At 48.8% G+C, this 21,189-nt stretch carries 21 protein-coding genes, 1 riboswitch and 1 other annotated feature; of the genes, 19 read left to right on the forward strand and 2 right to left on the reverse strand.

Annotation, left to right across the window (positions count from 1 at the left end; translation table 11 throughout):
• Window positions 1–40: 40 nt before the first annotated feature.
• Window positions 41–361 (reverse strand): cyclic-phosphate processing receiver domain-containing protein, encoded by a 321-nt coding sequence (locus tag DFP97_RS06340; RefSeq protein WP_114379133.1) that lies wholly within the window; start codon window positions 359–361, stop codon window positions 41–43.
• A gap of 118 nt (window positions 362–479) precedes the next feature.
• Window positions 480–711 (forward strand) — a binding site (T-box leader).
• Between the two features lie 46 nt (window positions 712–757).
• On the opposite strand from DFP97_RS06340, the gene DFP97_RS06345 reads away from it, so the two are divergent.
• From DFP97_RS06345 to DFP97_RS06355, 3 genes are all read left to right on the forward strand, one after another.
• On the forward strand, window positions 758–2,638 hold the full coding sequence (locus tag DFP97_RS06345; protein WP_114379134.1) for an arginine--tRNA ligase: 1,881 nt from the start codon (window positions 758–760) through the stop codon (window positions 2,636–2,638).
• A gap of 96 nt (window positions 2,639–2,734) precedes the next feature.
• Complete coding sequence (locus tag DFP97_RS06350) at window positions 2,735–4,999, forward strand: heavy metal translocating P-type ATPase (RefSeq protein ID WP_181873377.1); 2,265 nt, start codon at window positions 2,735–2,737, stop codon at window positions 4,997–4,999.
• Window positions 4,999–5,685 carry a sulfite exporter TauE/SafE family protein gene (locus DFP97_RS06355; protein ID WP_114379136.1) on the forward strand — a complete coding sequence of 229 codons (687 nt, stop codon included), beginning with the start codon at window positions 4,999–5,001 and terminating at the stop codon, window positions 5,683–5,685. Before DFP97_RS06350 ends, DFP97_RS06355 begins: the two co-directional genes overlap by 1 nt.
• A 10-nt stretch (window positions 5,686–5,695) precedes the next feature.
• Here DFP97_RS06355 and DFP97_RS06360 read toward each other — a convergent pair whose 3' ends face one another.
• Window positions 5,696–6,130 (reverse strand): FixH family protein, encoded by a 435-nt coding sequence (locus DFP97_RS06360; RefSeq protein WP_114379137.1) that lies wholly within the window; start codon window positions 6,128–6,130, stop codon window positions 5,696–5,698.
• 190 nt (window positions 6,131–6,320) lie between these two features.
• A riboswitch (cobalamin riboswitch) is annotated at window positions 6,321–6,550 on the forward strand.
• 142 nt (window positions 6,551–6,692) lie between these two features.
• Between DFP97_RS06360 and DFP97_RS06365 the strand changes: the two genes are divergently transcribed.
• The 16 genes from DFP97_RS06365 to DFP97_RS06445 all read left to right on the forward strand — a co-directional run bounded on the left by DFP97_RS06365 (window position 6,693) and on the right by DFP97_RS06445 (window position 21,162).
• Window positions 6,693–7,685: an ABC transporter substrate-binding protein gene (locus tag DFP97_RS06365; RefSeq protein WP_114379138.1), complete on the forward strand. Its 993-nt coding sequence runs from the start codon at window positions 6,693–6,695 to the stop codon at window positions 7,683–7,685.
• A gap of 4 nt (window positions 7,686–7,689) precedes the next feature.
• The gene (locus tag DFP97_RS06370) at window positions 7,690–8,727 is read left to right on the forward strand and encodes a FecCD family ABC transporter permease (RefSeq protein WP_114379139.1); all 1,038 of its coding nucleotides are present in this window, start codon (window positions 7,690–7,692) and stop codon (window positions 8,725–8,727) included.
• The gene (locus DFP97_RS06375) at window positions 8,724–9,506 is read left to right on the forward strand and encodes a heme ABC transporter ATP-binding protein (protein ID WP_114379140.1); all 783 of its coding nucleotides are present in this window, start codon (window positions 8,724–8,726) and stop codon (window positions 9,504–9,506) included. The genes DFP97_RS06370 and DFP97_RS06375 overlap by 4 nt, the downstream gene beginning before the upstream one ends.
• Before the next feature lie 35 nt (window positions 9,507–9,541).
• The gene (cobT, locus tag DFP97_RS06380) at window positions 9,542–10,606 is read left to right on the forward strand and encodes a nicotinate-nucleotide--dimethylbenzimidazole phosphoribosyltransferase (protein WP_114379141.1); all 1,065 of its coding nucleotides are present in this window, start codon (window positions 9,542–9,544) and stop codon (window positions 10,604–10,606) included.
• Window positions 10,607–10,616: 10 nt separating this feature from the next.
• On the forward strand, window positions 10,617–11,207 hold the full coding sequence (gene cobU, locus DFP97_RS06385) for a bifunctional adenosylcobinamide kinase/adenosylcobinamide-phosphate guanylyltransferase (protein ID WP_114379142.1): 591 nt from the start codon (window positions 10,617–10,619) through the stop codon (window positions 11,205–11,207).
• Window positions 11,204–12,184 (forward strand): adenosylcobinamide-phosphate synthase CbiB, encoded by a 981-nt coding sequence (gene cbiB / locus DFP97_RS06390; RefSeq protein WP_114379143.1) that lies wholly within the window; start codon window positions 11,204–11,206, stop codon window positions 12,182–12,184. Before cobU ends, cbiB begins: the two co-directional genes overlap by 4 nt.
• A complete protein-coding gene (gene cobS / locus DFP97_RS06395; RefSeq protein ID WP_114379144.1) occupies window positions 12,166–12,975 on the forward strand; it encodes an adenosylcobinamide-GDP ribazoletransferase in 810 nt (269 codons plus the stop codon). Before cbiB ends, cobS begins: the two co-directional genes overlap by 19 nt.
• A gap of 20 nt (window positions 12,976–12,995) precedes the next feature.
• Window positions 12,996–14,096 carry a threonine-phosphate decarboxylase CobD gene (gene cobD, locus DFP97_RS06400; RefSeq protein ID WP_114379145.1) on the forward strand — a complete coding sequence of 367 codons (1,101 nt, stop codon included), beginning with the start codon at window positions 12,996–12,998 and terminating at the stop codon, window positions 14,094–14,096.
• Window positions 14,096–15,718, forward strand: a complete 1,623-nt coding sequence (locus DFP97_RS06405) for a cobyric acid synthase (protein ID WP_245975938.1) — start codon at window positions 14,096–14,098, stop codon at window positions 15,716–15,718. Before cobD ends, DFP97_RS06405 begins: the two co-directional genes overlap by 1 nt.
• Window positions 15,715–16,425, forward strand: coding sequence for an adenosylcobinamide amidohydrolase (locus tag DFP97_RS06410; protein ID WP_114379146.1), 711 nt, complete (start codon window positions 15,715–15,717; stop codon window positions 16,423–16,425). The genes DFP97_RS06405 and DFP97_RS06410 overlap by 4 nt, the downstream gene beginning before the upstream one ends.
• 239 nt (window positions 16,426–16,664) lie before the next feature.
• Window positions 16,665–17,237 (forward strand): TetR/AcrR family transcriptional regulator, encoded by a 573-nt coding sequence (locus DFP97_RS06415; protein ID WP_114379147.1) that lies wholly within the window; start codon window positions 16,665–16,667, stop codon window positions 17,235–17,237.
• A gap of 23 nt (window positions 17,238–17,260) precedes the next feature.
• Window positions 17,261–18,121 carry an aminoglycoside phosphotransferase family protein gene (locus DFP97_RS06420; RefSeq protein ID WP_114379148.1) on the forward strand — a complete coding sequence of 287 codons (861 nt, stop codon included), beginning with the start codon at window positions 17,261–17,263 and terminating at the stop codon, window positions 18,119–18,121.
• A 375-nt stretch (window positions 18,122–18,496) separates the two neighbouring features.
• Window positions 18,497–18,748: a hypothetical protein gene (locus DFP97_RS06430; RefSeq protein ID WP_114379150.1), complete on the forward strand. Its 252-nt coding sequence runs from the start codon at window positions 18,497–18,499 to the stop codon at window positions 18,746–18,748.
• Window positions 18,749–18,944: 196 nt separating this feature from the next.
• Complete coding sequence (locus DFP97_RS06435; protein ID WP_114379151.1) at window positions 18,945–19,256, forward strand: hypothetical protein; 312 nt, start codon at window positions 18,945–18,947, stop codon at window positions 19,254–19,256.
• Window positions 19,257–19,361: 105 nt separating this feature from the next.
• Complete coding sequence (gene corA / locus DFP97_RS06440) at window positions 19,362–20,312, forward strand: magnesium/cobalt transporter CorA (RefSeq protein WP_114379152.1); 951 nt, start codon at window positions 19,362–19,364, stop codon at window positions 20,310–20,312.
• 25 nt (window positions 20,313–20,337) lie between these two features.
• Window positions 20,338–21,162, forward strand: a complete 825-nt coding sequence (locus DFP97_RS06445; RefSeq protein WP_114379153.1) for a hypothetical protein — start codon at window positions 20,338–20,340, stop codon at window positions 21,160–21,162.
• Window positions 21,163–21,189 lie beyond the last annotated feature (27 nt).

The raw sequence follows: 21,189 nt of genomic DNA on the forward strand, positions 1-21,189 counted from the left end.
ACAACCGCTGTACTGGCGTTTAACAGTGGTAACAAAGAAGTTATTCCTGCTTAGTATAAGCTTGTAAAGCAGGGCGTATATAAATTGAAACTTGTTGCGGCTTATGTTTTTGAAGCAGCTTAAACATCCGTTTCCTACCGAACGCACTAGCACTATGAATGATGATTTTTCGGGGATATAGATGATTCGCAATCATATATTTGACTACTTCGTATCCGGTCGGGTTACCATGACCTAAGTTGTAATCCAATGAGAGCGTTGCGATTTTATTGGATTTAATTAGCGTGATGCACTCTTTAGCTGTCCTTGCTAAGTGAAATCCTGAAGGGCAGGGCCTTTTATCATCAAGGTATACATTCATGTTTGTATTTCCCCCAAAGCGTGTTTATTGTGGCTTTATAGTATGAGGAGAACTTCTTTCTTGACACAAATACCCAATTCCTGTATAAATACATCTAAGAAACAATTGGCTAATAGGATTAACATTTATGAATGGGACAGTAGTCTATGACGGATAGTCACAGCGAGCCGGGTCAGTGGAAGCCGGTACGGATGTCTAAGATGAAGCGGACCCGGGAAATGGTTTGCCGAACCGAGCATGTCGCAGTAGGCAGATCCGGTCATCGACCGTTACAAAAGCGAGTGGTTAATCCTCCTTAGGGTTGACACTTAGAGTGGTACCACGGGAACATTTCGGCTCTCGTCTCTTAATTAGAGACGGGAGCCTTTTTGTTTTAGGCGAATGGAGGAAAAAGCGATGATAAGTAGAAAAATCACGTCAGCCATTGATGATATTACGCAAGACATCCTGCAGGAGGCCAGCCTGCTGCGGCCTGAAAATCTAAAGATAACGGTTGAACACCCGGCAAATCTTGAACACGGAGAATATAGCAGTAATATCGCCATGCAGCTTGCAAAGCTATTAAAGCGCGCTCCGTTCCAAATCGCCCACGAGTTTAAAGAGAGGCTGCTCGGACACACAAATCTGAGCTCCATTATTAACAAAATTGAAGTTGCTCCGCCAGGTTTCATTAATTTTTATTTGGATTGGCAAAAGTGGGCGTTTCAATCGGACCTTCTAACGAGTGCAACACATCCATCCGGTAAAAAGGTTCTCATCGAGCACACGTCGATTAATCCGAATAAGTCAGCCCATATCGGTCATTTGCGCAATTCCTGTATTGGAGATACTTTAGCGCGTATGCTGAAAAAAACAGGTCATCAGATCGAAGTGCATAACTATATCGATGACCTCGGAAACCAGCTCGCCGATACGGTTGTCGGGATCCTTCATACATCGACGGAGCAGCCCTACCTGCGGTTTGGCGATTTTTGCTGGGAGACGTACGCCAAAATCAATAAAGTCTACAAGGAACAACCAGATTTGCTTGAGCATCGTACGAAAGTCCTGACGGAGCTGGAAGAAGGCCATTCCAATATAGCGTGGATGGGATTGCTGATCGCAGAAAGAATCGTTCGCGAGCATGTCGAGGAAATGAAGCAGTTTGGTATCGCTTATGATGTTCTAGTGTGGGAAAGCAGCATCGTACGTGAAGGATTTTGGGCGCGGGCATTTGAGCTTCTGCAGATGACGTCTATTTTCCGCCAAGAGCAGGAAGGCAAGCTGAAAGGGTGCTGGGTGCTCAAACAGCCGGATAACGACGGAGGTATAGGGGACCCATCGCAATCCGAGTTCCAATCCGATAAAGTATTGGTTCGCTCCAATGGCATTTTGACCTATACGGCCAAGGATATTGCTTATCATCTTTGGAAGTTTGGCATGCTGGATAAAGATTTCCGGTACAAAAAGTTTTCGGATCGCCTTTGGTCCACGCACCCGAACGGCGTGAAGAAGCAAATCGGCCAAGCGGATATGGTCATTAACGTAATCGACCAAAGACAGGAGTATCCTCAGGCTATGGTGAAGCAGGCGCTGCTCGCTTTAGGCTTCGAGGAGCAAGCAGCTAATCTCAGACATGTCAGCTACGGAGTGGTATCCCTAAGTCCCGATACAGCAAAAGGGTTAGGCATTGATACATCAGATGGCAAGCACGCTTATGCGATGTCGGGCAGACAAGGTATCGGGATTAAGATTGCGGAGTTCTTGGCGCGCATGGCGCTCATTATTGACGCTAAGCGTTCCCGTAAAGCCGGTCTATCCAGTCGCGCCATTGCAGCGGCATCTATTCGATACTATCTGTTAAGGTTCCATCTTCAAACGGAGGTCGTATTTGACCTCGAGCAAGCAACGGAAGTGTCTGGCAATACGGGTGTATATTTGCTTTACTCCTATGCGCGTTCATGCAGCATTTTGGATAAAGCGAACGAAACGTCCATAACTATGCCATCAGAATGGCAAATGTTCCAAGAGCTTGAGCTGCAGGAACACAGTCTGCTGAGACAGCTTGCTTATTGGCCGGAGACGCTGCAAGCAGCGGCAAATGAGCTTGCTCCGAATTATTTGTGCAACTATGTTCATGACCTCTCTACCTTGTTCAATCACTTCTATGCAACATGTCCGATCCTGAAAGCGGAAGGTCAGAAGAGAAGCTTTCGACTATGGCTGACGGACCGTTATAAGCAGACCATGCAGGAAGCACTTGAAATACTAGGTCTGCCAACCCCGAAGAGAATGTAGCTGCATGTTCCATTCATGCAATTCGCTTGCCTGTCATATAGTTTAACGCAGAGGTACAGGCATATATCGGCGAAGAGTGGAAGGCGGGTGCGGCGGTTGAAGCATACAGAGCTTGCGGATAAGTCAGATATGAGTGTAACGATAGATTTTGCCGTGCAAGGAATGAGCTGTTCGGCTTGTGCGGTACGTATAGAGAAGGCCATTGGCAAAATGGAAGGAGTGCAGATGGCGGCGGTCAGTTTCCCGCTTCGAACGGCATGGGTACAATATTCGGCACATCTATTGCAGCCTCAGCAAATTGCAGAGCGTGTGAAGCAGCTCGGGTTTGTTGCGCTTATGAGCGAATCTCCCCGGCAAGGATTATATAAGGAGCATAACACCCTCAGGCTGAGGCTTATCGTTGCAGCGATTCTTACGCTTCCGCTCCTTGCCGGCATGATCCGTCATCTTCCGCCGCTTGAGCCGCTTCTCGGCCTGCTGCCAGCATGGCTATTGATGCCATGGCTTCAATTAGCGCTTGCCAGCATTATTCAATTTGTCATTGGAATGCCGTTTTATTTTGGGGCTTATTATGCACTGCGTCAGCGCAGCGCGAATATGGATGTGCTTGTCGCTTTAGGCACGACTGCCGCTTATTTATACAGTCATTATGTGGTTTTTCAGGACGGACTGCTTCGTCAGTCGGATGCTGCCGCTCATGCGCCCGCGCTATATTTCGAAACGTCTGCTGTGGTCATCACGGCTGTCCTGCTTGGCAAATATATTGAAACCGCGGCCTCGCTCCGCGCACAGCAAGGCTCTGACGGCTACGGCAAGCTGCAAGGTCAAATGGCTGCCGTCGAACGGGCAGGGGAAGTCATTCACATGAAAACGGAATTTGTTCGAGCCGGCGACATCGTGATCGTAGAGGCTGGAGAAATCGTGCCGGTTGACGGTATTGTTTGCGGTGGAGTTTCCTCGGCGGATGAGTCGCTGCTTACAGGCGAAAGCTTGCCAATTACGAAGCGTGAGGGCGACCCTATATGGGCGGGTACACGCAACGAAAGCGGCCGTCTACGCATACGGACAGAAGCAGCTGGTCACAATACGATGCTTAACCGTATTCAGGAGCTTGTCAGACAAGCGCAGCGGTCAAAATCGGCTATTCAGCGTAATGTTGACGCGGCTGCAAGCTGGTTTGTACCAATTATGCTCGTATTCGCTCTATTAACGGTCATTTTATGGGGGGCTTTGCTCGATCCCGGCAACTGGAGTAAGGCGTTCGTATGCGCAATTGCGGTCTTATTGGCGGCGTGTCCGTGCGCGCTCGGCTTAGCAGCGCCGATTTCGCTTGTCATCGCTTCAGGTAGACTGGCAAAGCAAGGCATTATTGCTAAGGAAGCGGGTGCACTTGAGAGGCTGGCGCGAATCCAAACTATTATTTTCGATAAAACCGGCACGTTGACCGAAGGAAAGCCGCGTGTTAGCGCGATGCTTGCGGTTAAGGGAAGCCAGGCTTCGTTATTGCGGCTGGCAGCCGCTGCCGAATCTGAATCTGCGCATCCGCTGGCAGCTGCAATCAGACGTGAAGCAGTGAAGCTTGGACTTGTTATTCCGGAGGCCGAACAACTAGCATATACCCCTGGTGGCGGGGTTGAAGCTGTTATAGAGAAGAAAGCGTTCGCGGTCGGCAATGCCCGTTTTGCAGCAGGACGGGGCTGGCAAATGGGCCAAGAGGTGCAGGCCTTCGCGCAGGCTCGTGAAACGGCTGGTGAAACGGTACTGTACGCAGCAATCGAAAGGGAATGCGTTGGCGTTCTAGCGTTAAGCGACATGATTAAATCTAACGCGCGCGAGACGGTGAAGGAATTGAAGGAGCTCGGTGTGACCGCTCTTCTGGCAACCGGTGACCATGAAGCGCCTGCCCGCGCCGCGGCAAAAGCGCTAGGCATCTCCGAGGTGCATGCATCGATGCTTCCAGAGAGCAAGCTTGCGCTTGTTGAAGAGCTGAAGCGAAGAGGGAAACGGGTTGCCATGGCAGGCGATGGCTGGAATGACGCTCCGGCACTCGCTTCTGCAGACGTTGGGATTGCGATGGGGGATGGTACGGATGCGGCTCTAAGCGCAGGTCATATGACTCTGCTCTTAGAGCGTCTGAAAGCTATTCCCGAAGCGATTCGCATTAGTCGGTTGACGATTCGAAATGTCCGGCAAAACCTGACATTCGCATTTCTCTATAACGTCATCATCATTCCTTTCGCTGCGTTCGGTCTGCTTGAGCCTTGGATGGCCGGAACAGCGATGGCCCTTAGCTCGGTTTCTGTCGTTGCCAACGCGCTGCGGTTAACGGGTAAGCTTAAGCGTTATGCAGGAGCAAGTTAATGACAATGACTTGGCATCAGCTTGGATTAATTGTGTTGACGGGACTATTCAGTGCTCCCCACTGCATCGGGATGTGCGGCGGCATCGTGTCCTCCGTTTCCCTGCATTCGACTGCATCCGTCCGCAAGTCGACGCTGCTGTATAATACAGGACGTATTATTTCTTACACGGTGTTAGGGGCTGTAATGGGAGCTGTTGGTTCGTTTGTTGACGTGGCAGGTAAGCTTGCAGGTGTGCAAGGACTTGCTTCTATTATTGGCGGCTGCTTTCTATTATTATGGCTGTGGCGCAGGTTTCAGCTTCCTCTTATGCAGCGTCTGTCAACCTTTCTTCACAAAAGACTGGCAGGCGATATTCACCGTTCCAAGAGCAAAGAATCGGTACATCTGCTCGCAACGGGAATTGCATTCGGATTCTTGCCCTGCGGTTTGACATATGCCATGCAAATGACGGCGGCATCAACGGGTTCCGCATTTGAAGGAGCCTCCGTTATGGCTCTGTTTGGACTATCCACTGTCCCGGCGCTGGCGTTAGCTGCGTCGATTGCTGCTTTTGCCAATAAAAAGTGGCGGCGTTTCATGCGCAAAGCAGGGCTCATTACGGCGATTGCGGTTGGATTATTATCGATCTTAAGAGGACTAGCTGTTAATGGGGTTATACCGACCTTTTCACCATGGCTTTGGTAAGGATGGCTGTTTAACGCACCGCTTGCAGATGCCTTTCTAATGCGTACGTCTTATCGCCGTTTTCAATCGTTAACGTCGCCTTCCACATCCCGGCCATTAGCGGTATCCCTTCACCTGTATAGTGACCGGGAGAAGCTTCCTTCATTTTAAATACGACATCGCCGCAAACCATGCCAATCATGTCCAGCTTGATCGCTAAGGATGCTCCCTGCAGGGGAGTTCCAGCTGAGTCAGTCAATTCGAGCGTAAACGTATTGTTCTTAAGAACCTTTGCCGGATAAGGACGGATCGTCCAAATCGCATGTCCTATCTCGAACGAATGCTCCGTAATAGGCGGTGGGGCTTCTTCGCTGGATTGAATCCAGGTAAGCGCAAATACGATAAGAAGTGCGGTTACGGCAATGAGCTTGTAAATGGGCGCGTACGATTTGTTAAGCGGCATCATGTTAAAGGATTACCTCCCATTGACTTATTTAGCTTTCAATTTTAAAAGAATAAAGTAAAAGCAGTCACTACGTTAACTATGCTTCAGACGTATGGCGCAGAACGATAATAAATACAACAGTAAGGGTGGACAAATTATGAGAGACGGTGTATAGTAACTACTGATAATTTCATAGTTAATAAATAGGTGCTGATACGAGTTAGTATGAGGAGATTAAATTTTCATCTCCGACATTCGTTGAAGCTTAATAGGGAAGTCCGGTGAAAATCCGGCACGGACCCGCCACTGTAAGGACCGGCAAAGCGAGCGTATGCTCAGCGATTGCCAGCGCACCGGCATTACGTCACTGGGCATTACGCTCTGGGAAGACACCGGCTGTGAAATCCGAGTCAGGAGACCTGCCTGTTTATCATAACGCTTTACCCTACGTGGACTTAGGGAGGTGTTGGAGAAGCTATTCGCTTTGTTATTTTATGAGGCGTATGACAGCATTTCTGGCACATTTGTCAGAAATGCTTTTTTTGTTTTATACGAAAAAAAATTTATAGGGGTGTAGAGAACAATGAAGTGGAACAACCGCAGTATGATGAAAACGCTGTTTGGATTGCTGCTGACGATGATGCTCGTATTTACGGCAGCATGCGGCGCAAACACAAACACAGAGAACAAACCAGGCAATACGGCAGCTAATACGGAGCAAAGCGCGACGAACGAGCCGGCACCGACGGAAGAAGCGGCAGCTTACCCGCTCACTATTAAAGATGACACAGGAACAGAAGTGACATTCGAGCAAGCGCCGACGAAAGTGGTTACGCTTGTACCAAGCGAGACAGAGGCAATTTATGCAATCGGCTCCGGCGAACAAGTGGTTGGTGTAGATGAATATAGCAACTATCCGGAGGAAGCGGCGTCGAAGCCGAAAGTTGGCGATATGACGACCAATATTGAAGCGGTCACTGCGCTGAATCCTGATCTGGTCCTTGCATCATCCTCGATGAACACGGAAGCGATCACGAAGCTGCGTGAATTGAACATTACAGTATTTGCATCGGATCCATTGACTTATGATGCAGTCATTGCCAAAATCGAGACTTTAGGTAAAATTATGAATAAACTAACCGAAGCGGCTGCTGTTGCCGACAATATGCGTACGGCTAAGCAGCAAGTCACCGATGCGGTGAAGAATGCAGAGAAAAAGAAGGTATACCTGGAGTTTTCGCCGGGCTGGTCAGTCGGAACCGGCACATTCCTTGATGAGCTTCTGACGCTTGCAGGCGGACAAAATATTGCGTCGGCTAAGCAAGGCTGGTTCGAGATTAGCGCTGAGGAAGTTATTACGCAAAATCCTCAATTGATTATTTATCCTGCTTTGAAGGAGGACCCGAATCCAATTGTTGTTGGCATTGAAAGCCGTCCTGGCTGGGATGTCATCGATGCGGTGAAAAACAAGCAAATGCATGCAGTGACTGAGGATCCGCTCGTACGTGTTGGTCCGCGTCTTGCAGACGGTCTGCTCGAGCTTGTAAAAGTGATTCACCCGGATCTCGTTAAATAAACCTATGAAGCATAAATTACTTTGGTATGGAGGAGCAGCTATGCTCCTTCTTGCTGTTTCTATCGTTGTTAGTTTATCGATCGGCTCAGCAGGCATTTCAGTTCGGGATGTATGGGGGATTCTCATTCACCAACTCCCGTGGCTTGCAGACGAGCCTGTTGACTATTCGCCCGGAGAAGTAGCGATCGTAACGCAGGTCAGGCTTTCACGCGTTTTACTGGCAGTCCTCGTTGGCGCTTGTCTTGCGCTGGCAGGGACCGGCTTTCAAGGGGTACTGCGCAATCCGCTAGCCGATCCCTATACGCTAGGTGTCGCCTCGGGCTGCTCGGTAGGCGCCGCTTTTATTATATTGTTCGGCCTCCAAGCGGCACTTGGGATGTGGACCATACCGCTAGTCGCGTTTTGTACCGGAACGGTGACGCTGCTTGGCGTTTTCTGGCTTTCGCGCAATAAGGGCGTCATGCAAATTGAAACGCTTATTTTATCAGGAGTCATCATACAATCGTTTTTGGGAGCTTTCGTATCGTTTATGGTGTCTATGTCGGAAAGCGTCGTCAATCAAATTTTATTCTGGCTTATGGGCTCGTTAGCGATGCGCAGCTGGGACAATATGTATATGCTTATGCCGTTTCTTGCTGTAGGATTTCCGCTGCTGCTTGTATATGGCCAGTCGCTTAATTTATTCGTACTTGGAGAGCGGCACGCGGCGCACCTTGGTATTCGTGTCGAACGGACGAAGCTGATCGTATTGATCAGTTCAACGCTGCTTACGGCAGCCGCTGTATCCGTATCGGGTGTTATCGGCTTTGTCGGGCTCGTTGTTCCGCATCTGATACGATTGCTCGTTGGTCCGGATTACCGGTTGATCACGCCTTTATCTGCGATAGGCGGGGGCGTGTTCGTCTTATGGGCAGATACGCTGGCGAGAAACGTGTTATCGCCGAAAGAAATTCCGCTAGGCGTTGTTACCGCTTTAATCGGCGCACCTTTCTTCGCTTACTTATTGCACCGGCGCAAGCTGAAGCAAGGAGGTTCATTATGATAGAAGCACGAGGCATTGTCCAGTCAGTTGAAGGGCGTCCGGTGCTGAATAATCTTTCCTGCTCGTTTCAAAAAGGACGAATGTACGGTATCATTGGACCAAATGGCGTTGGGAAATCTACGCTTCTGCATCTATTGTCCGGCGTCGAACAACCCAAGCAGGGCGAAGTACTGCTGAACGGGCGAAGCATTTATTCTTTTCCGCGCAAGCAGCTTGCAAGACAAATGGCTGTGCTGCAGCAAAGCGGTTTGCCGCCAGTCGGCTTCTCGGTCCGTGAAGTCGTGAGCATGGGCAGATATCCGTTTCAAAACTGGCTGGGCAATGAGGAGCATGATTCGGAGACTACCATTGATGAAGCACTAACGGCGATGGGCTTAAGAGAGCTTGAGCATCGCAAAATGGATCAGCTAAGCGGTGGCGAGCGGCAACGGGTCGCTTTGGCGAAGCTGATGGCGCAGGAGCCTTCTATCATTTTGCTCGATGAGCCAACGACCTACTTGGATATCGGCTTTCAAGTGCAGCTGCTCGATACGGTTCGTGCATGGCAGCGTGAACGTAAGTTAACGGTTATTGCCGTACTGCATGACTTGAATTTGGCTTCGCTTTATTGTGACGAGCTTGTCGTTCTTCACCGAGGTACGGTCGCGGCAGCCGGAACGCCACAAGCTGTATTGACTTCCGCTCTGATTGAGCAGGTCTATGAAACCGTAACGGCTGTTATCGAACATCCATTGACGGGAACTCCGCAAATTATGCTTCAGCCGAATTCAAATAAATAATCAATATAAGCAGCAGGCTTGAAGGGGTATGGGATATGGAAAATAAATTGTATTTGCAGCTTACGGAAGCGGTTCAACGCATTAAGCCTTTTGATGAGCAGACTGCGATGTTAGCCGAACGTCACTCTGATTCCTTAACGAAGCCGCCAGGCAGTTTAGGCAAGCTGGAAGCTATGGCGCGTCAGCTCGCTGGGATTACCGGTCAGCTGTGGCCTGATTTTACAAGAAAAGCGGTCATTGTGATGGCTGGAGATCACGGCGTTTGCGACGAAGGGGTAAGTGCCTTTCCGCAGGCGGTAACGCCGCAGATGGTCATGAACTTTTTGAACGGCGGCGCAGCTGTTAATGTGTTGGCTCGACAGGCTGGAGCGGATGTCGTATGTGTGGACATTGGCGTAAACGCAGATTTGGAGCATGAACTTCTGGTTAGCCGGAAGGTTGTAAGAGGTACGGCAAATATGGCAAAGCAGCCCGCAATGACCCGCGAGGATGCGTTACGTGCGATCATGGTCGGCGTCGAGGTCGTTAACGAGCAGGTAGAGCGCGGCTTCCGTTTATTTGCAACGGGTGAGATGGGCATCGGCAATACGACGGCTAGCGCGGCTATTACGACCGTATTGACCGGGTTGTCTCCGGAGAATTCCGTTGGCCGGGGAACGGGCATTAACGATGCGGCCTGGTTGAATAAAGTTGACGTAGTCAAGCGTGCAATTGCTGTTAATAAGCCGGATTCGTCCGATCCGATTGATGTGCTGGCGAAGGTAGGCGGGGCGGAAATTGCCGGACTGGCAGGTGTTATAATCGGAGCTGCGGCGAACGGATGCCCGGTCGTAATCGATGGATACATTTCTTCGGCTGCAGCGCTGGTCGCATCACAGATTGCGGAGGAAACAAAGCCTTATATGATTGCGTCCCATTTATCTCAGGAGCAGGGTCATTTAAAGCAGCTTGAATCAATCGGTTTGTCGCCGCCCATCCAGCTGGAAATGCGGCTCGGAGAAGGCACTGGGGCCGTATTATGCTTTCATTTTATTGACGCTGCGCTTCATCTCATGCAGGAAATGGCGACATTCGAGAGTGCAGGCGTATCTAAGGGTTAGGTGATTTAAAGTGGCCATTCTCATAACCGGCGGTGCCCGCAGCGGCAAAAGCGCCTTTGCAGAGCAATATGCAATGCACGCGGGGGCCCGTGGTATTTATATTGCAACATGCCAGTCTTATGATGATGAGATGAATGAACGGATTGCCAAGCATCGGCTTGACCGGACGGAATCCGCTTTTGAGTGGGAAACGGTCGAGGAGCCTTATTCCGCTGCAGAGCTGCTTGGCCGATTAGGAAAGCAAATAGCCGAGGCTGCGAAAAATGGGGTAGAGCCTCCTGTCGTTCTGCTCGATTGCTTAACGCTGTGGTTGACGAATTGGCTTCTGCGAGTCGATCAAGAGCCGCTTAGCGGCAAGCTTCTAGAGGATGAAACGAATAAGCTGCTTGCGGCTATCCGCGACTATCCTTTTCAGCTGCTCATCGTTACAAATGAGGTAGGGGACGGAATCGTACCTACCTATCCGCTGGGAAGACTGTTCCGAGACGAAGCAGGACGGCTGAACCAACGAATCGCTTTACTTTGCGAACGTGTATTTCTCGTAACGGCGGGTATCCCGATTGAGCTAAAATCGCAAGCGTTCAGGTGGGATCAGCTATGATGTTCTATTCTATACAGGAAACGCTGCTGCTTGCGGCAGCAGCGATTGTCATTGATTGGATCGTGGGCGATCCGAAATGGCCGACCCATCCTGTCATATGGATGGGCCGGCTTATTCGCTTTTTAGAGAGCATACTCGCGCCAGAGCGTATGATACATCGTCCTTTGGCGGTAAAGGCGCTGGGTGTTATTTTAACTTTTGTTACTTTGACTTTTAGCTGTGCAGTGATGTGGGTCATTATTTGGGCTGCGGATGCCGTGCATTTATGGCTTGGTTATGCGGTTAGCGCATGGTTTATTTCTACGACAATTGCCGTAAAGGGCTTAAAAGAAGCTGCTATGCTTGTCTATAAGCCACTTATTGCAGGCAGGCTGGATGAAGCGAGGAAGTATGTCGGCTATATTGTAGGACGGGATACCGCGAAGCTCGACAATCGGGAGGCTTCGCGGGCTGCTGTCGAGACGGTTGCTGAAAATACAGTGGACGCTCTAGTTTCACCTTTGTTATTCGCGATTCTCGGGGCCGCTCCGCTCGCGATGCTGTATCGCGCGGCGAATACGCTGGACTCTATGGTCGGCTATCGGAACGAGAAGTATAAACAGTTTGGCTGGTGCTCAGCTCGTGTGGATGATGTATTGAATTTTATTCCTGCCCGGTTAACTGGCGTAATGCTTGTGGTTCTGGCCATGGTATATCCGGGTATGAATGCTGGAAGAGCGGTACATGCCGTCTTCGCTTTCGCTCACCGTCATCCAAGCCCGAACAGCGGCATACCTGAATCAGCTGTGGCAGGCGCGCTTGGGATCGAGCTCGGCGGAAAGATTGTATATTTCGGTGTTGCGAGCGAGCGGGCACGAATGGGTTGGCCGATCCGCCCGCTTCAGCCGGATGATATTGTGCTGACGGTCCGCCTATTGTATGGTGTCAGCTTTATTTTATTTGCGGGAGTGATCGCAGTATGGTTCGTCGTTCGTTGAAGCTGCATGTTCAAGCACTTATAGCCGCTTTTCAATTTTTGACACGATTTCCCGTTCCCGTCACGATTCCTTTCAACGGACCTGTGCTTACCAGGAGCGTTATTTATTTTCCGCTGGCTGGAGCTTTAATAGGGATTTGCCTTGCTGCAGCAGCCTGGCTGTTAGAATTCATTGTGCCGGCTTGGCCTTCTGCTGTGCTTATGCTTGCATTATGGACGGCGCTTAGCGGAGGCCTGCATATGGACGGTTGGATGGATACGGCAGACGGTGTGCTTAGCCATCGTTCCCGTGAACGCATGCTCGAAATCATGAAGGACAGCCGTGTTGGTGCAATGGGGGTACTTGCGGCAGTGCTGCTTTTGTTGTTTAAAGCATCGCTGTTGGCTGAGCTGCTCGTTAACGATAAAGCAGAAATTATCTTTTCGCTGCTAATCGTTTGTCCCGTCTGGAGTCGTGCTTGGATGGCTATGGCGATAGCAGGCTGGCCTAACGCGCGTGCAGGTGAAGGAATCGGGGCATTATTTAATGGCGTTAAAGGTGTGCAGGCTGCTGCTTCGATGCTCCTTGCGTCTGCCATTACTTTCATTTTCTTAATAATAGAAGGAATAGCCTTGCACGAGGCGTTCGTGCTCCTGTTCATTGCTCTTGCAGTGACGCTCTCATGTGGTGGATTGCTTGCCGTATGGCTTAACCGTAAGCTAGGCGGATTAACCGGAGATACATATGGCGCAATGAATGAAGCCATTGAAGCGGCGCTGCTGTTTATGGCTGTCCTATGGCTGAATATATAAAGAAGGAGTTGGACTGACATATGCTGGAAAGGTTTGGTCATGGCGGTGATTTGCGGACAGCGGAGGAAGCGTTTGGTTTACCTGCGGAGCAGTTTGTTGATTTCAGCTCGAATATGAATCCGCTTGGACCTCCTGCCGCAGTTAGAAAAGCATTGTCTTCGTATGCAGACATGATAGGGCAATACCCGGATCCGGCAGTGCGCGGGCTGAGACGAAAGCTGGCATTGCATCATGATATCGATGAGCAATCGATTGTCATTGGCAACGGAGCGGCGGAATTAATCGATTTAATCGTACGTGCGCTACAGCCGCATTTGACTACGCTTGCCGTCCCATGCTTTGACGAGTATGGAGATGCCGTCCGCAAAATAGGCGGGGCGGTATACGAGATAAAATTATCGGCGGACAAACAGTTTGTTTTAGATATTGAAGCGGAGCAATTAACCAGCGCTGCAGCGGGTGGATCGCTGTTTATGCTCGGCTCGCCAAACAATCCGACGGGACAACTCGTCGAGCCTGAACTAATTATGAAGCTTTTGAATACAGGCGCATATGTGGTCGTCGATGAAGCGTTTATGGATTTCGTACCGGACGAATCGCGTTACAGCCTTATTCGGGAAGCTGCACGTCATGAACGGTTGTTCGTCATCCGTTCGATGACGAAATTTTACTCAATACCGGGTATTCGTCTCGGTTATATCGTAGGTACACCAAGAGCGTTAAGCGGTTTGCGGCGCCTGCAGGTTCCATGGAGCGTTAATTCATTGGCGCAGCTAATTGGCGAGGCAGTGCTGGATGAGTCTGATTTTGCGTCACAGACGTTGGAATGGTTGAAGGAGGAGCGGCCGTGGCTTACTGCTCAATTGCAGGCGATTGGCTTTGAAGTATACCCAAGCACGGTAAATTATTTGCTGCTTCGTATTCCGCGGGAGGCTGGACTTAGTGCCAGCATGCTTCAGCTCGAGATGGGCAAGCAAGGTGTTCTTATTCGCGACGCGTCTCGGTTTCCCGGACTTGATCATACGTATATTCGCGTTGCTGTTAAGCTGCGTGAGCATAATGAGCTTCTGCTAGTGGCGATGATGAAATGTATAAATCGAGACGGGGAGCGTGGGGACTAATGGATACGCGTGCAAAACAGATGTCCGCTGCGCAAGCAGGTTTAGGCCGTACGATTATGGTGCAAGGCACGGCATCCGATGTCGGTAAAAGTCTGATAACGGCCGCTCTTTGCCGTGTATTCACGCAGGACGGATGGCGCACGGCACCTTTTAAATCGCAAAATATGTCGCTTAACTCCTATGTAACTTGGGACGGCAAGGAAATTGGCCGAGCGCAGGGAATGCAGGCTGATGCGTGCGGCATCCTGGCAACGACTGATATGAATCCGATATTGCTGAAGCCAACACGTGAAATGTCATCGCAGGTTGTGGTTCACGGTAAGCCGCTGCGAGATTATAATGCGCGCGAATATAGAGAGAGCTATTTGCCAATTGCCGGAGAAATCGTGCAGCAATCGCTGGGAAGGCTGAGGGAAGCCTATGACATTATCGTGCTCGAAGGGGCGGGCAGTCCGGCAGAAATCAATTTAAAGGATCGCGATATCGTCAATATGCGAATGGCGGCGTGGGCCGATTCTCCCGTTATTCTTGTGGCAGACATCGATCGCGGCGGCGTGTTCGCATCGATAGTCGGTACGCTGGAGCTTCTGGAACAGCATGAACGGGACCGGGTGTGCGGATTTATTATTAATAAGTTTCGCGGCGACGTAGCATTGCTCCAGCCTGGCCTGGATTGGCTTGAAGCCCGGACAGGCAAGCCGGTGCTCGGCGTACTGCCTTATATGCCGAACTTGGAGCTGGAGGATGAGGATTCGCTGTCTCTATCGCACAGCAAACAGCAGCCTTCAGATGCTTTAACCGCTGTGAATGATCAGCACGATCAACTGGATATTGCCGTTATTAGGCTGCCGCGAATATCCAACTTCACGGATTTCGATCCGCTTCATTTTGAGACGGACATTAAGCTGCGCTATATCGATCGGGCTAACCAGTGGGGCGACCCCGACGCTATAATCCTTCCCGGGAGCAAAAATACGATCGAGGATTTGCTTTGGCTGAAGGAAACAGGATTGGCAGATTTACTGCAAAAGCATGCAGTTGACGGCGGCTGGACGGCCGGCATTTGCGGCGGCTATGAAATGCTTGGAACGCGGCTTCTGGATCCGCTGCACGTGGAGTCGGAAGTGGAGGAAGCGGCGGGGCTTTGCCTTTTCCCATTCGAGGTAAGCTTCGCGGAGGAGAAGAGAACGGTTCGTGTAGAGGGTTATGGTCGGTTGAACAGCTCGCAGCAGCCAACTCCTATTGAAGGTTACGAGATTCATATGGGTGAGGTTAATTGGCAACCGGAGGGTAGGCCGAATTTTCAACCGTTTCATATAAGGGTACAAACATCGTTGCAAAAGACGGCTGAGGCTGCCGATTATGAAGCGGAAGGAGCATGCTCGCCGGACGGGAAGGTGTGGGGAACGTTTATTCATGGCATTTTGCACAATGACGATTTTCGCAGAGAGTGGCTTAATGGTATTCGCGAATCGAAAGGGCTGGAGCGCCTGCCTGCCGATCTTCGGTTCCAGGAGCGGCGGGAGAACGCGTTCGAACGATTAGCCGAGCACGCGCGCCGCCACCTGAACATATCTCTTGTTTATGAGCTTCTTGGCATGGATAAGGAGAGCATGCGATGACTCAGCCATTCCGAAGCGGAAGTATATACGAGTCCATATTATTGCGCGGAGTGAGCTTACGTTTGCTGGAGGATCGTATTGAAACACATTGTCCCGATCGGATGTATGCGCTCAGCAGCGCCGTTCATCCCGGCGGATTCTCGTATGCGGAAAAAATCATTAACTGGAAAGTGCCTCTTACCTATCAATGTGATGATCCTGCACAAGATATTGTGCGGCTGTGCGGGCAATGGGGCTGCAATCACCAGCATACGATCGGTCTGATAACGGCGGCAAAGCTGTCCCATGCATCAATAACTGAACTTGAAGGCGACAGGTTCAAGCTGCTTTGCTGCACGACCGTCGGCACACGTAACGCTGCAAGAGCCGGCCTGGCGCGCAATACCTTTTCTGCTTATAAGCCTGGAACGATTAATACGATTATTTTGATCGATGGTCAGATGACCGAGGCAGCAATGGTTAATGCCATTATAACGGCTACTGAAGCCAAAACTGCGGCGCTGCAGCAGCTAGGGATTATTGAGAGGGCAAACGGACAACCAGCTACAGGTACCACAACCGATGCGATTGTCATTGGCGTTACTCAGCATGCGCATTGGAACGCGGTGCATGCTTATGCGGGCGCAGCTACAACAATCGGTTGTGCGATTGGCGAAGCCGTGTATAAGACGGTGCTTGAAGCAACGCGGACGCAGCAGGAGGACTAGGACTTGGTGGGATAGAGAAATGACAAAGATGTTCTTGACACCGTAGATGGACCTTCGTTCATCTACGGCTTTTTTGCGTGCATTCCACTAAATCTGATCCCGAGTACTAAACACTTATATTGATTTGATTAGCAAGGCGGAGGCCGTTGTACGCTTAGTGTAATTACGCTTGACACAATTGATCACAAATAATAACATTAGTTATATAACATATGTTATTTTTTATGGAGGAAGAATAGATGCCGCCAAGAGCAGAACTAACGAAAGAAAAAGTTTTATCCGCCGCGTTTGAGCTGGTTCGGAAGCAAGGATTTGAGTCTATAACCGCGAGAAACGTCGCTAAGTCGCTTAAATGCTCCACCCAGCCTATTTATAGCCTCTATAACAGCATTGAAGAGTTGAAAACGAGCGTGTACGACAAAGCAACCGAGTTTGCACGCAATAGTATGATGGAGTATCAGGACAGCGCCAATTCTCCTGCTCTGAACATTACAATCGGTTTCCTGTACTTCGCACAGAATGAGAAGCAACTGTTTAGAACTTTATATCTTTCCGGATACAGAAAATACAATCCGCACACGGATCAATTTTTAGGAGAAGAATTGACCACTTACTATATGAGATACAGCAAAAGGCTGCACGACGTACCAGACAATCAACTCAAGCGCATTTTCTTAAAACTAACAATCTATTTAATCGGCATTGGAACGCTTCTTAACTCCCACACTTTGGAGCTGGACATTAACGAAGCTATTGAAATGATACGAGAAATGTACGAGATGCTGCTGCAAAAAGAAGGTCTCACTTATTAAATCCAAAGAAGGAGCGAGACAACATGATCAATAAATTTGACAACAAAATTGGAGAAGGCGGATGTGCAGAAGTGTTTGTTTGGGAGGACGCGAGCAAGATCGTCAAATTAGCAAAGCCTAATACGAGCACCGCTGCTTTACAAGCAGAATTGCATCATTGTCGAATCGCATGGGAGTGCGGGCTGCCTGTTCCCCAGCCGTTTGAGCTGGTGAAAATAGAAGGTCGATCGGGTATTGTGTTCGAACGTATTTATGGCGATTCGATCATGAAGCGTTTTGTTGAAAGAGCAGTAGAGCAGTCAAAGCTGCAACTACCATTAAATGTGTTCGACGACTACGTCGGCGCCCGAATTACGGCACGACTTTTTTATCAAATCCATACGCATTCGGTTCCGAATATGCCGATCCAAAGGGAAAACATCAAACGTGACATTCGTCGCGCGCAATATTTGCCTGAGGCCGACAAATTAGCAGTGATCGCCCAATTGGATCAATTGCCGATGAAGCAGCAGCTCTGTCATGGAGATCCGAACCCGGGCAACATACTGCTCCGGGATAACGATGCGGTCATTATTGACTGGAACAATGCTTCGTCCGGGAATCCGGAAGCGGATTTGGCCGAATACATCATTATGATTCGATATGCTATATTACCCCCGCATTTGCCATGTGAAGCGAGTGTCCTTCTAAATGCAACGCGCGAGGCTAGCATTCGCATGTTTATTGAGGAATACGAAAAGCTGTCCGGCATCGGTTATGCAGACATTGAGCCTTGGATTGCTCCTATTGCAGCACGTAAGCTAATCGCCGATGCAATATCCGAAGAGGAGAAAATTTTGCTCGTGAACGAGATTAGAAGAAGGCTCCATAGCAATTGCAGCTAGTTAGCTGTTGCAATTCGCGAAAGCTGCCGAGGCAACTTCTTACTTTAAAGAGAGAAAATGTAACGACAAACTATAATATACGTGGGGGGAACATAATGTTCAAATTGAAAGATATAATCATAGGTGTAATAATTTCAGCTTCGGCACCTTTATTGATCATGGCCTTTTTTAAGTTAAATTCATCACCTGAAGTTGTCAATTCTGATGGATCAGTTACCATGACCGCACAGTGGATAAGCTTCAAGTTTACATCTTACTTGTTTACAATGGCCTGTATTTTTACTCTATACATGATTATAAGAGCGATAATAAAAGTGTTGAGTAAGAAAAGGTAAGAGTGACGAAGCTCAAATAGACGAAGAGAGGAAAACACTAATGAAGGTAGTAACTCTTTGTGGTTCCACTAAATTTAAAAAGCAATTTGAACAGGCAAATGGTTATCTTACGCTGCAAGGAAATATCGTACTTAGTTTAGCCTTTTTTGAACAGAGTGAGGGTTTTGAAATCACTCAAGAACAAGCTGAATTACTTGGAAAGATTCACTTAACGCGGCCAGGTTCCTTGTATCCGAATTGGTTTACGGACATGACAAATGATATCCAAATCACGGAAGCTTTGGTGTTATAATTTGAGGGCTTCACTTAAAACGATATCTTAATAAAGGCAGCGACATTTTAGGACTATTTGAAAGCACAGGAATAGAGCTAAATCTAGCATTATTGCAACAATTCAGATTAATTAATAAACTAGAAACTAGCGCTATTCAGTTATCGAATCGAAATATTCCCAATTGACGGCTATGATTTGTGGGGAGGAATAGCTAATGGGATTTCTTATAGAAATCGTACTCGAATTATTTGCCGATTTATTTATAACGGAAGGCTCAGACCGATTCGCGAATCGCAAACAGCGGCAGTATATGAAGAAGTTGAGGAAATGGGCTCGTGAGTATGAATGGTTTGAATATGTTTACAAGGATGAGCGATTCACCAAAATACTTGAGAACAATGACGAGATCAAGAAAATGCTGCTAGACAAATCATATTTTCGCTCGCTCGACTTGAATCTTGATGAAAGACGCCGGTTCGAAGAGCTCCTTTATGCCAAATATAACGACAAATCTGTACAACTATAGTCAATTACCAATTACAGCCGTCAGCAAATCATGTAAAATAGAACAATCGCATGATCAGCTGAATCGTAAATTCTATAGCAGTCGTAAAAATGGAGGGCCTGAACTTTGATTCGGATAATTGGTTTTACAAGAGAGAAACAATGGGTGACAGACATGACGATTGAGCAGCTGAAGACGGCTGACCTCGAATGGTATTGGGTTGATTTCTGTGATCCGAAGGAGGATGAGTGCAGGCTGCTCGATACCTTTTTTCACTTTCACCCATTAGCGATCGAGGATTGCTACCACTTGCTTCAGCGTCCGAAAATAGATCATTACGAAGACGTCCATTTTTTGGTGCTTCACTCCATTGAACGGAAGACGCTGACGGTTAACGAAATCAATATATTCATAGGACCTCGGTTTATCGTAACGTTCCATTACGAGCCCTCGCCCGAAATTGAAGAGGCTCGCACGAAGCTGAAAACAAGCGTGAAAATCGGAGAAAACGGCCATTTGTATGCAGCTTATTTGGTCATGGACAAGCTGGTCGATCAATATTTCCCTGCAGTGCATGAGCTTGAAGATCAGCTGGCTGATATGGAAATCGGCAGCACCGACGGACTTAGCCAAACGGCAATGAGTGATATATTCAGCATTCGTTCCAGGCTGCTGCGGCTGCGCAAAACGATTATTCCGATGCGTGACCTGCTGTATCGGTTAACGAATTCCGATCGCATAGACGAATTAATGCCGTACAAAGCATTTTATCACGATATATATGATCACCTGCTCAAGCTATCGGAAATGATGGACTCCTGCAGAGAGATGACGGCTGATTTGCGCGATAGCTATATTTCGTATAATTCCAACAGGATGAATACGATTATGAAGACGCTCACCGTTATTACGACGATTTTTATGCCGCTGACTTTTTTAGCAGGGATATACGGAATGAATTTTAGCAACATGCCGGAGCTTGAATGGAACTGGGGATATTTTGCGGTATTAACGCTTATGTTCGTGATTGGATTTAGCATGTACGCTTGGTTCCGGGCAAAAGGCTGGTTTAAATGAACAAAGCTAAGGAGATTGGACAGAGATGCAAACGAGAGAAACTGCTCGGATGAGCAAGAAGCGTGTATTTGCCGTAGTCGGTATATTGGCATCCATAACGGCTGTATTGGCGGTTATGTTGTATTTGATGATTATTGCTCTGGGCAACCGTACGCCTGACGATCAGACTAATCTGAATCAAAAACTCAGTTATACATACGCAGCAGCGGCTGCGCCTAATGGGATGAAGCTCCATGTGCTGCAAACGAAGCCTGCCTACGTGACGCTGGAAGCTATCCAGAACAACGTAACTCTTGCAGGGAAAGTCGGGATTAACGGCGGATTTTTTTATGGAAATCAGCTGCTTAGCATAGGTGTGGTTAATAGCCTTCCGGTGAACGGGGATATCGGGAATTTCGGAGCCGGCGGTGAAAATGTCAAATATGCACGGGGGACGCTTGTATGGGACGGAGCATCGGATTCGCTTAGCGTGCAGATCGCAAGACTTGCTTCTGAGCTGAAGGTAAAGGATCATACCCGCTTCTGGGCACAAGGCGGCATCAGCATGAGCCTCGGGGACGACGACCGTTGGGTTGCTCAAACCGTAACGGAGCATGCTCCTTTTCCAGATGATGAAAGATTGCGTTCAGCGGCCGTTTACGATGATAAAGGTACATTATATTTAATCGTAAGTGAAACGAAAGGCTCGTTAGCGGAATTTCGTGAAGCAGTTGTCGATAGCATAGGTGACGGAAAGCTCGTTGACGGGATTTTTCTGGATGGCGACGGTTCATCGCAGCTATTAAGCAATGAAGCTTCGCTGCCTGGCGATAACCGTCCGGTCGTACAAATGCTGCGTATCGTAAAATAGATCGAGATGGATGAAGGAGTAATCAGA

Source organism: Paenibacillus prosopidis (assembly GCF_003337375.1).
Lineage (GTDB): Bacteria > Bacillota > Bacilli > Paenibacillales > Paenibacillaceae > Pristimantibacillus > Pristimantibacillus prosopidis.

Excerpts from the sequence above, each read along its gene's own strand:
- cbiB (WP_114379143.1), top strand. The coding sequence starts at position 11,204 with ATGATGTTCTATTCTATACAGGAAACGCTGCTGCTTGCGGCAGCAGCG.
- DFP97_RS06405 (WP_245975938.1), top strand. The coding sequence starts at position 14,096 with ATGGATACGCGTGCAAAACAGATGTCCGCTGCGCAAGCAGGTTTAGGC.
- DFP97_RS06365 (WP_114379138.1), top strand. The coding sequence starts at position 6,693 with ATGAAGTGGAACAACCGCAGTATGATGAAAACGCTGTTTGGATTGCTG.
- DFP97_RS06420 (WP_114379148.1), top strand. The coding sequence starts at position 17,261 with ATGATCAATAAATTTGACAACAAAATTGGAGAAGGCGGATGTGCAGAA.
- DFP97_RS06410 (WP_114379146.1), top strand. The coding sequence starts at position 15,715 with ATGACTCAGCCATTCCGAAGCGGAAGTATATACGAGTCCATATTATTG.
- cobT (WP_114379141.1), top strand. The coding sequence starts at position 9,542 with ATGGAAAATAAATTGTATTTGCAGCTTACGGAAGCGGTTCAACGCATT.
- DFP97_RS06430 (WP_114379150.1), top strand. The coding sequence starts at position 18,497 with ATGAAGGTAGTAACTCTTTGTGGTTCCACTAAATTTAAAAAGCAATTT.
- DFP97_RS06340 (WP_114379133.1), bottom strand. The coding sequence starts at position 361 with ATGAATGTATACCTTGATGATAAAAGGCCCTGCCCTTCAGGATTTCAC.
- DFP97_RS06370 (WP_114379139.1), top strand. The coding sequence starts at position 7,690 with ATGAAGCATAAATTACTTTGGTATGGAGGAGCAGCTATGCTCCTTCTT.
- cobS (WP_114379144.1), top strand. The coding sequence starts at position 12,166 with ATGGTTCGTCGTTCGTTGAAGCTGCATGTTCAAGCACTTATAGCCGCT.
- DFP97_RS06355 (WP_114379136.1), top strand. The coding sequence starts at position 4,999 with ATGACAATGACTTGGCATCAGCTTGGATTAATTGTGTTGACGGGACTA.
- DFP97_RS06445 (WP_114379153.1), top strand. The coding sequence starts at position 20,338 with ATGCAAACGAGAGAAACTGCTCGGATGAGCAAGAAGCGTGTATTTGCC.
- cobD (WP_114379145.1), top strand. The coding sequence starts at position 12,996 with ATGCTGGAAAGGTTTGGTCATGGCGGTGATTTGCGGACAGCGGAGGAA.
- DFP97_RS06375 (WP_114379140.1), top strand. The coding sequence starts at position 8,724 with ATGATAGAAGCACGAGGCATTGTCCAGTCAGTTGAAGGGCGTCCGGTG.
- DFP97_RS06415 (WP_114379147.1), top strand. The coding sequence starts at position 16,665 with ATGCCGCCAAGAGCAGAACTAACGAAAGAAAAAGTTTTATCCGCCGCG.
- DFP97_RS06345 (WP_114379134.1), top strand. The coding sequence starts at position 758 with ATGATAAGTAGAAAAATCACGTCAGCCATTGATGATATTACGCAAGAC.
- DFP97_RS06360 (WP_114379137.1), bottom strand. The coding sequence starts at position 6,130 with ATGATGCCGCTTAACAAATCGTACGCGCCCATTTACAAGCTCATTGCC.
- DFP97_RS06435 (WP_114379151.1), top strand. The coding sequence starts at position 18,945 with ATGGGATTTCTTATAGAAATCGTACTCGAATTATTTGCCGATTTATTT.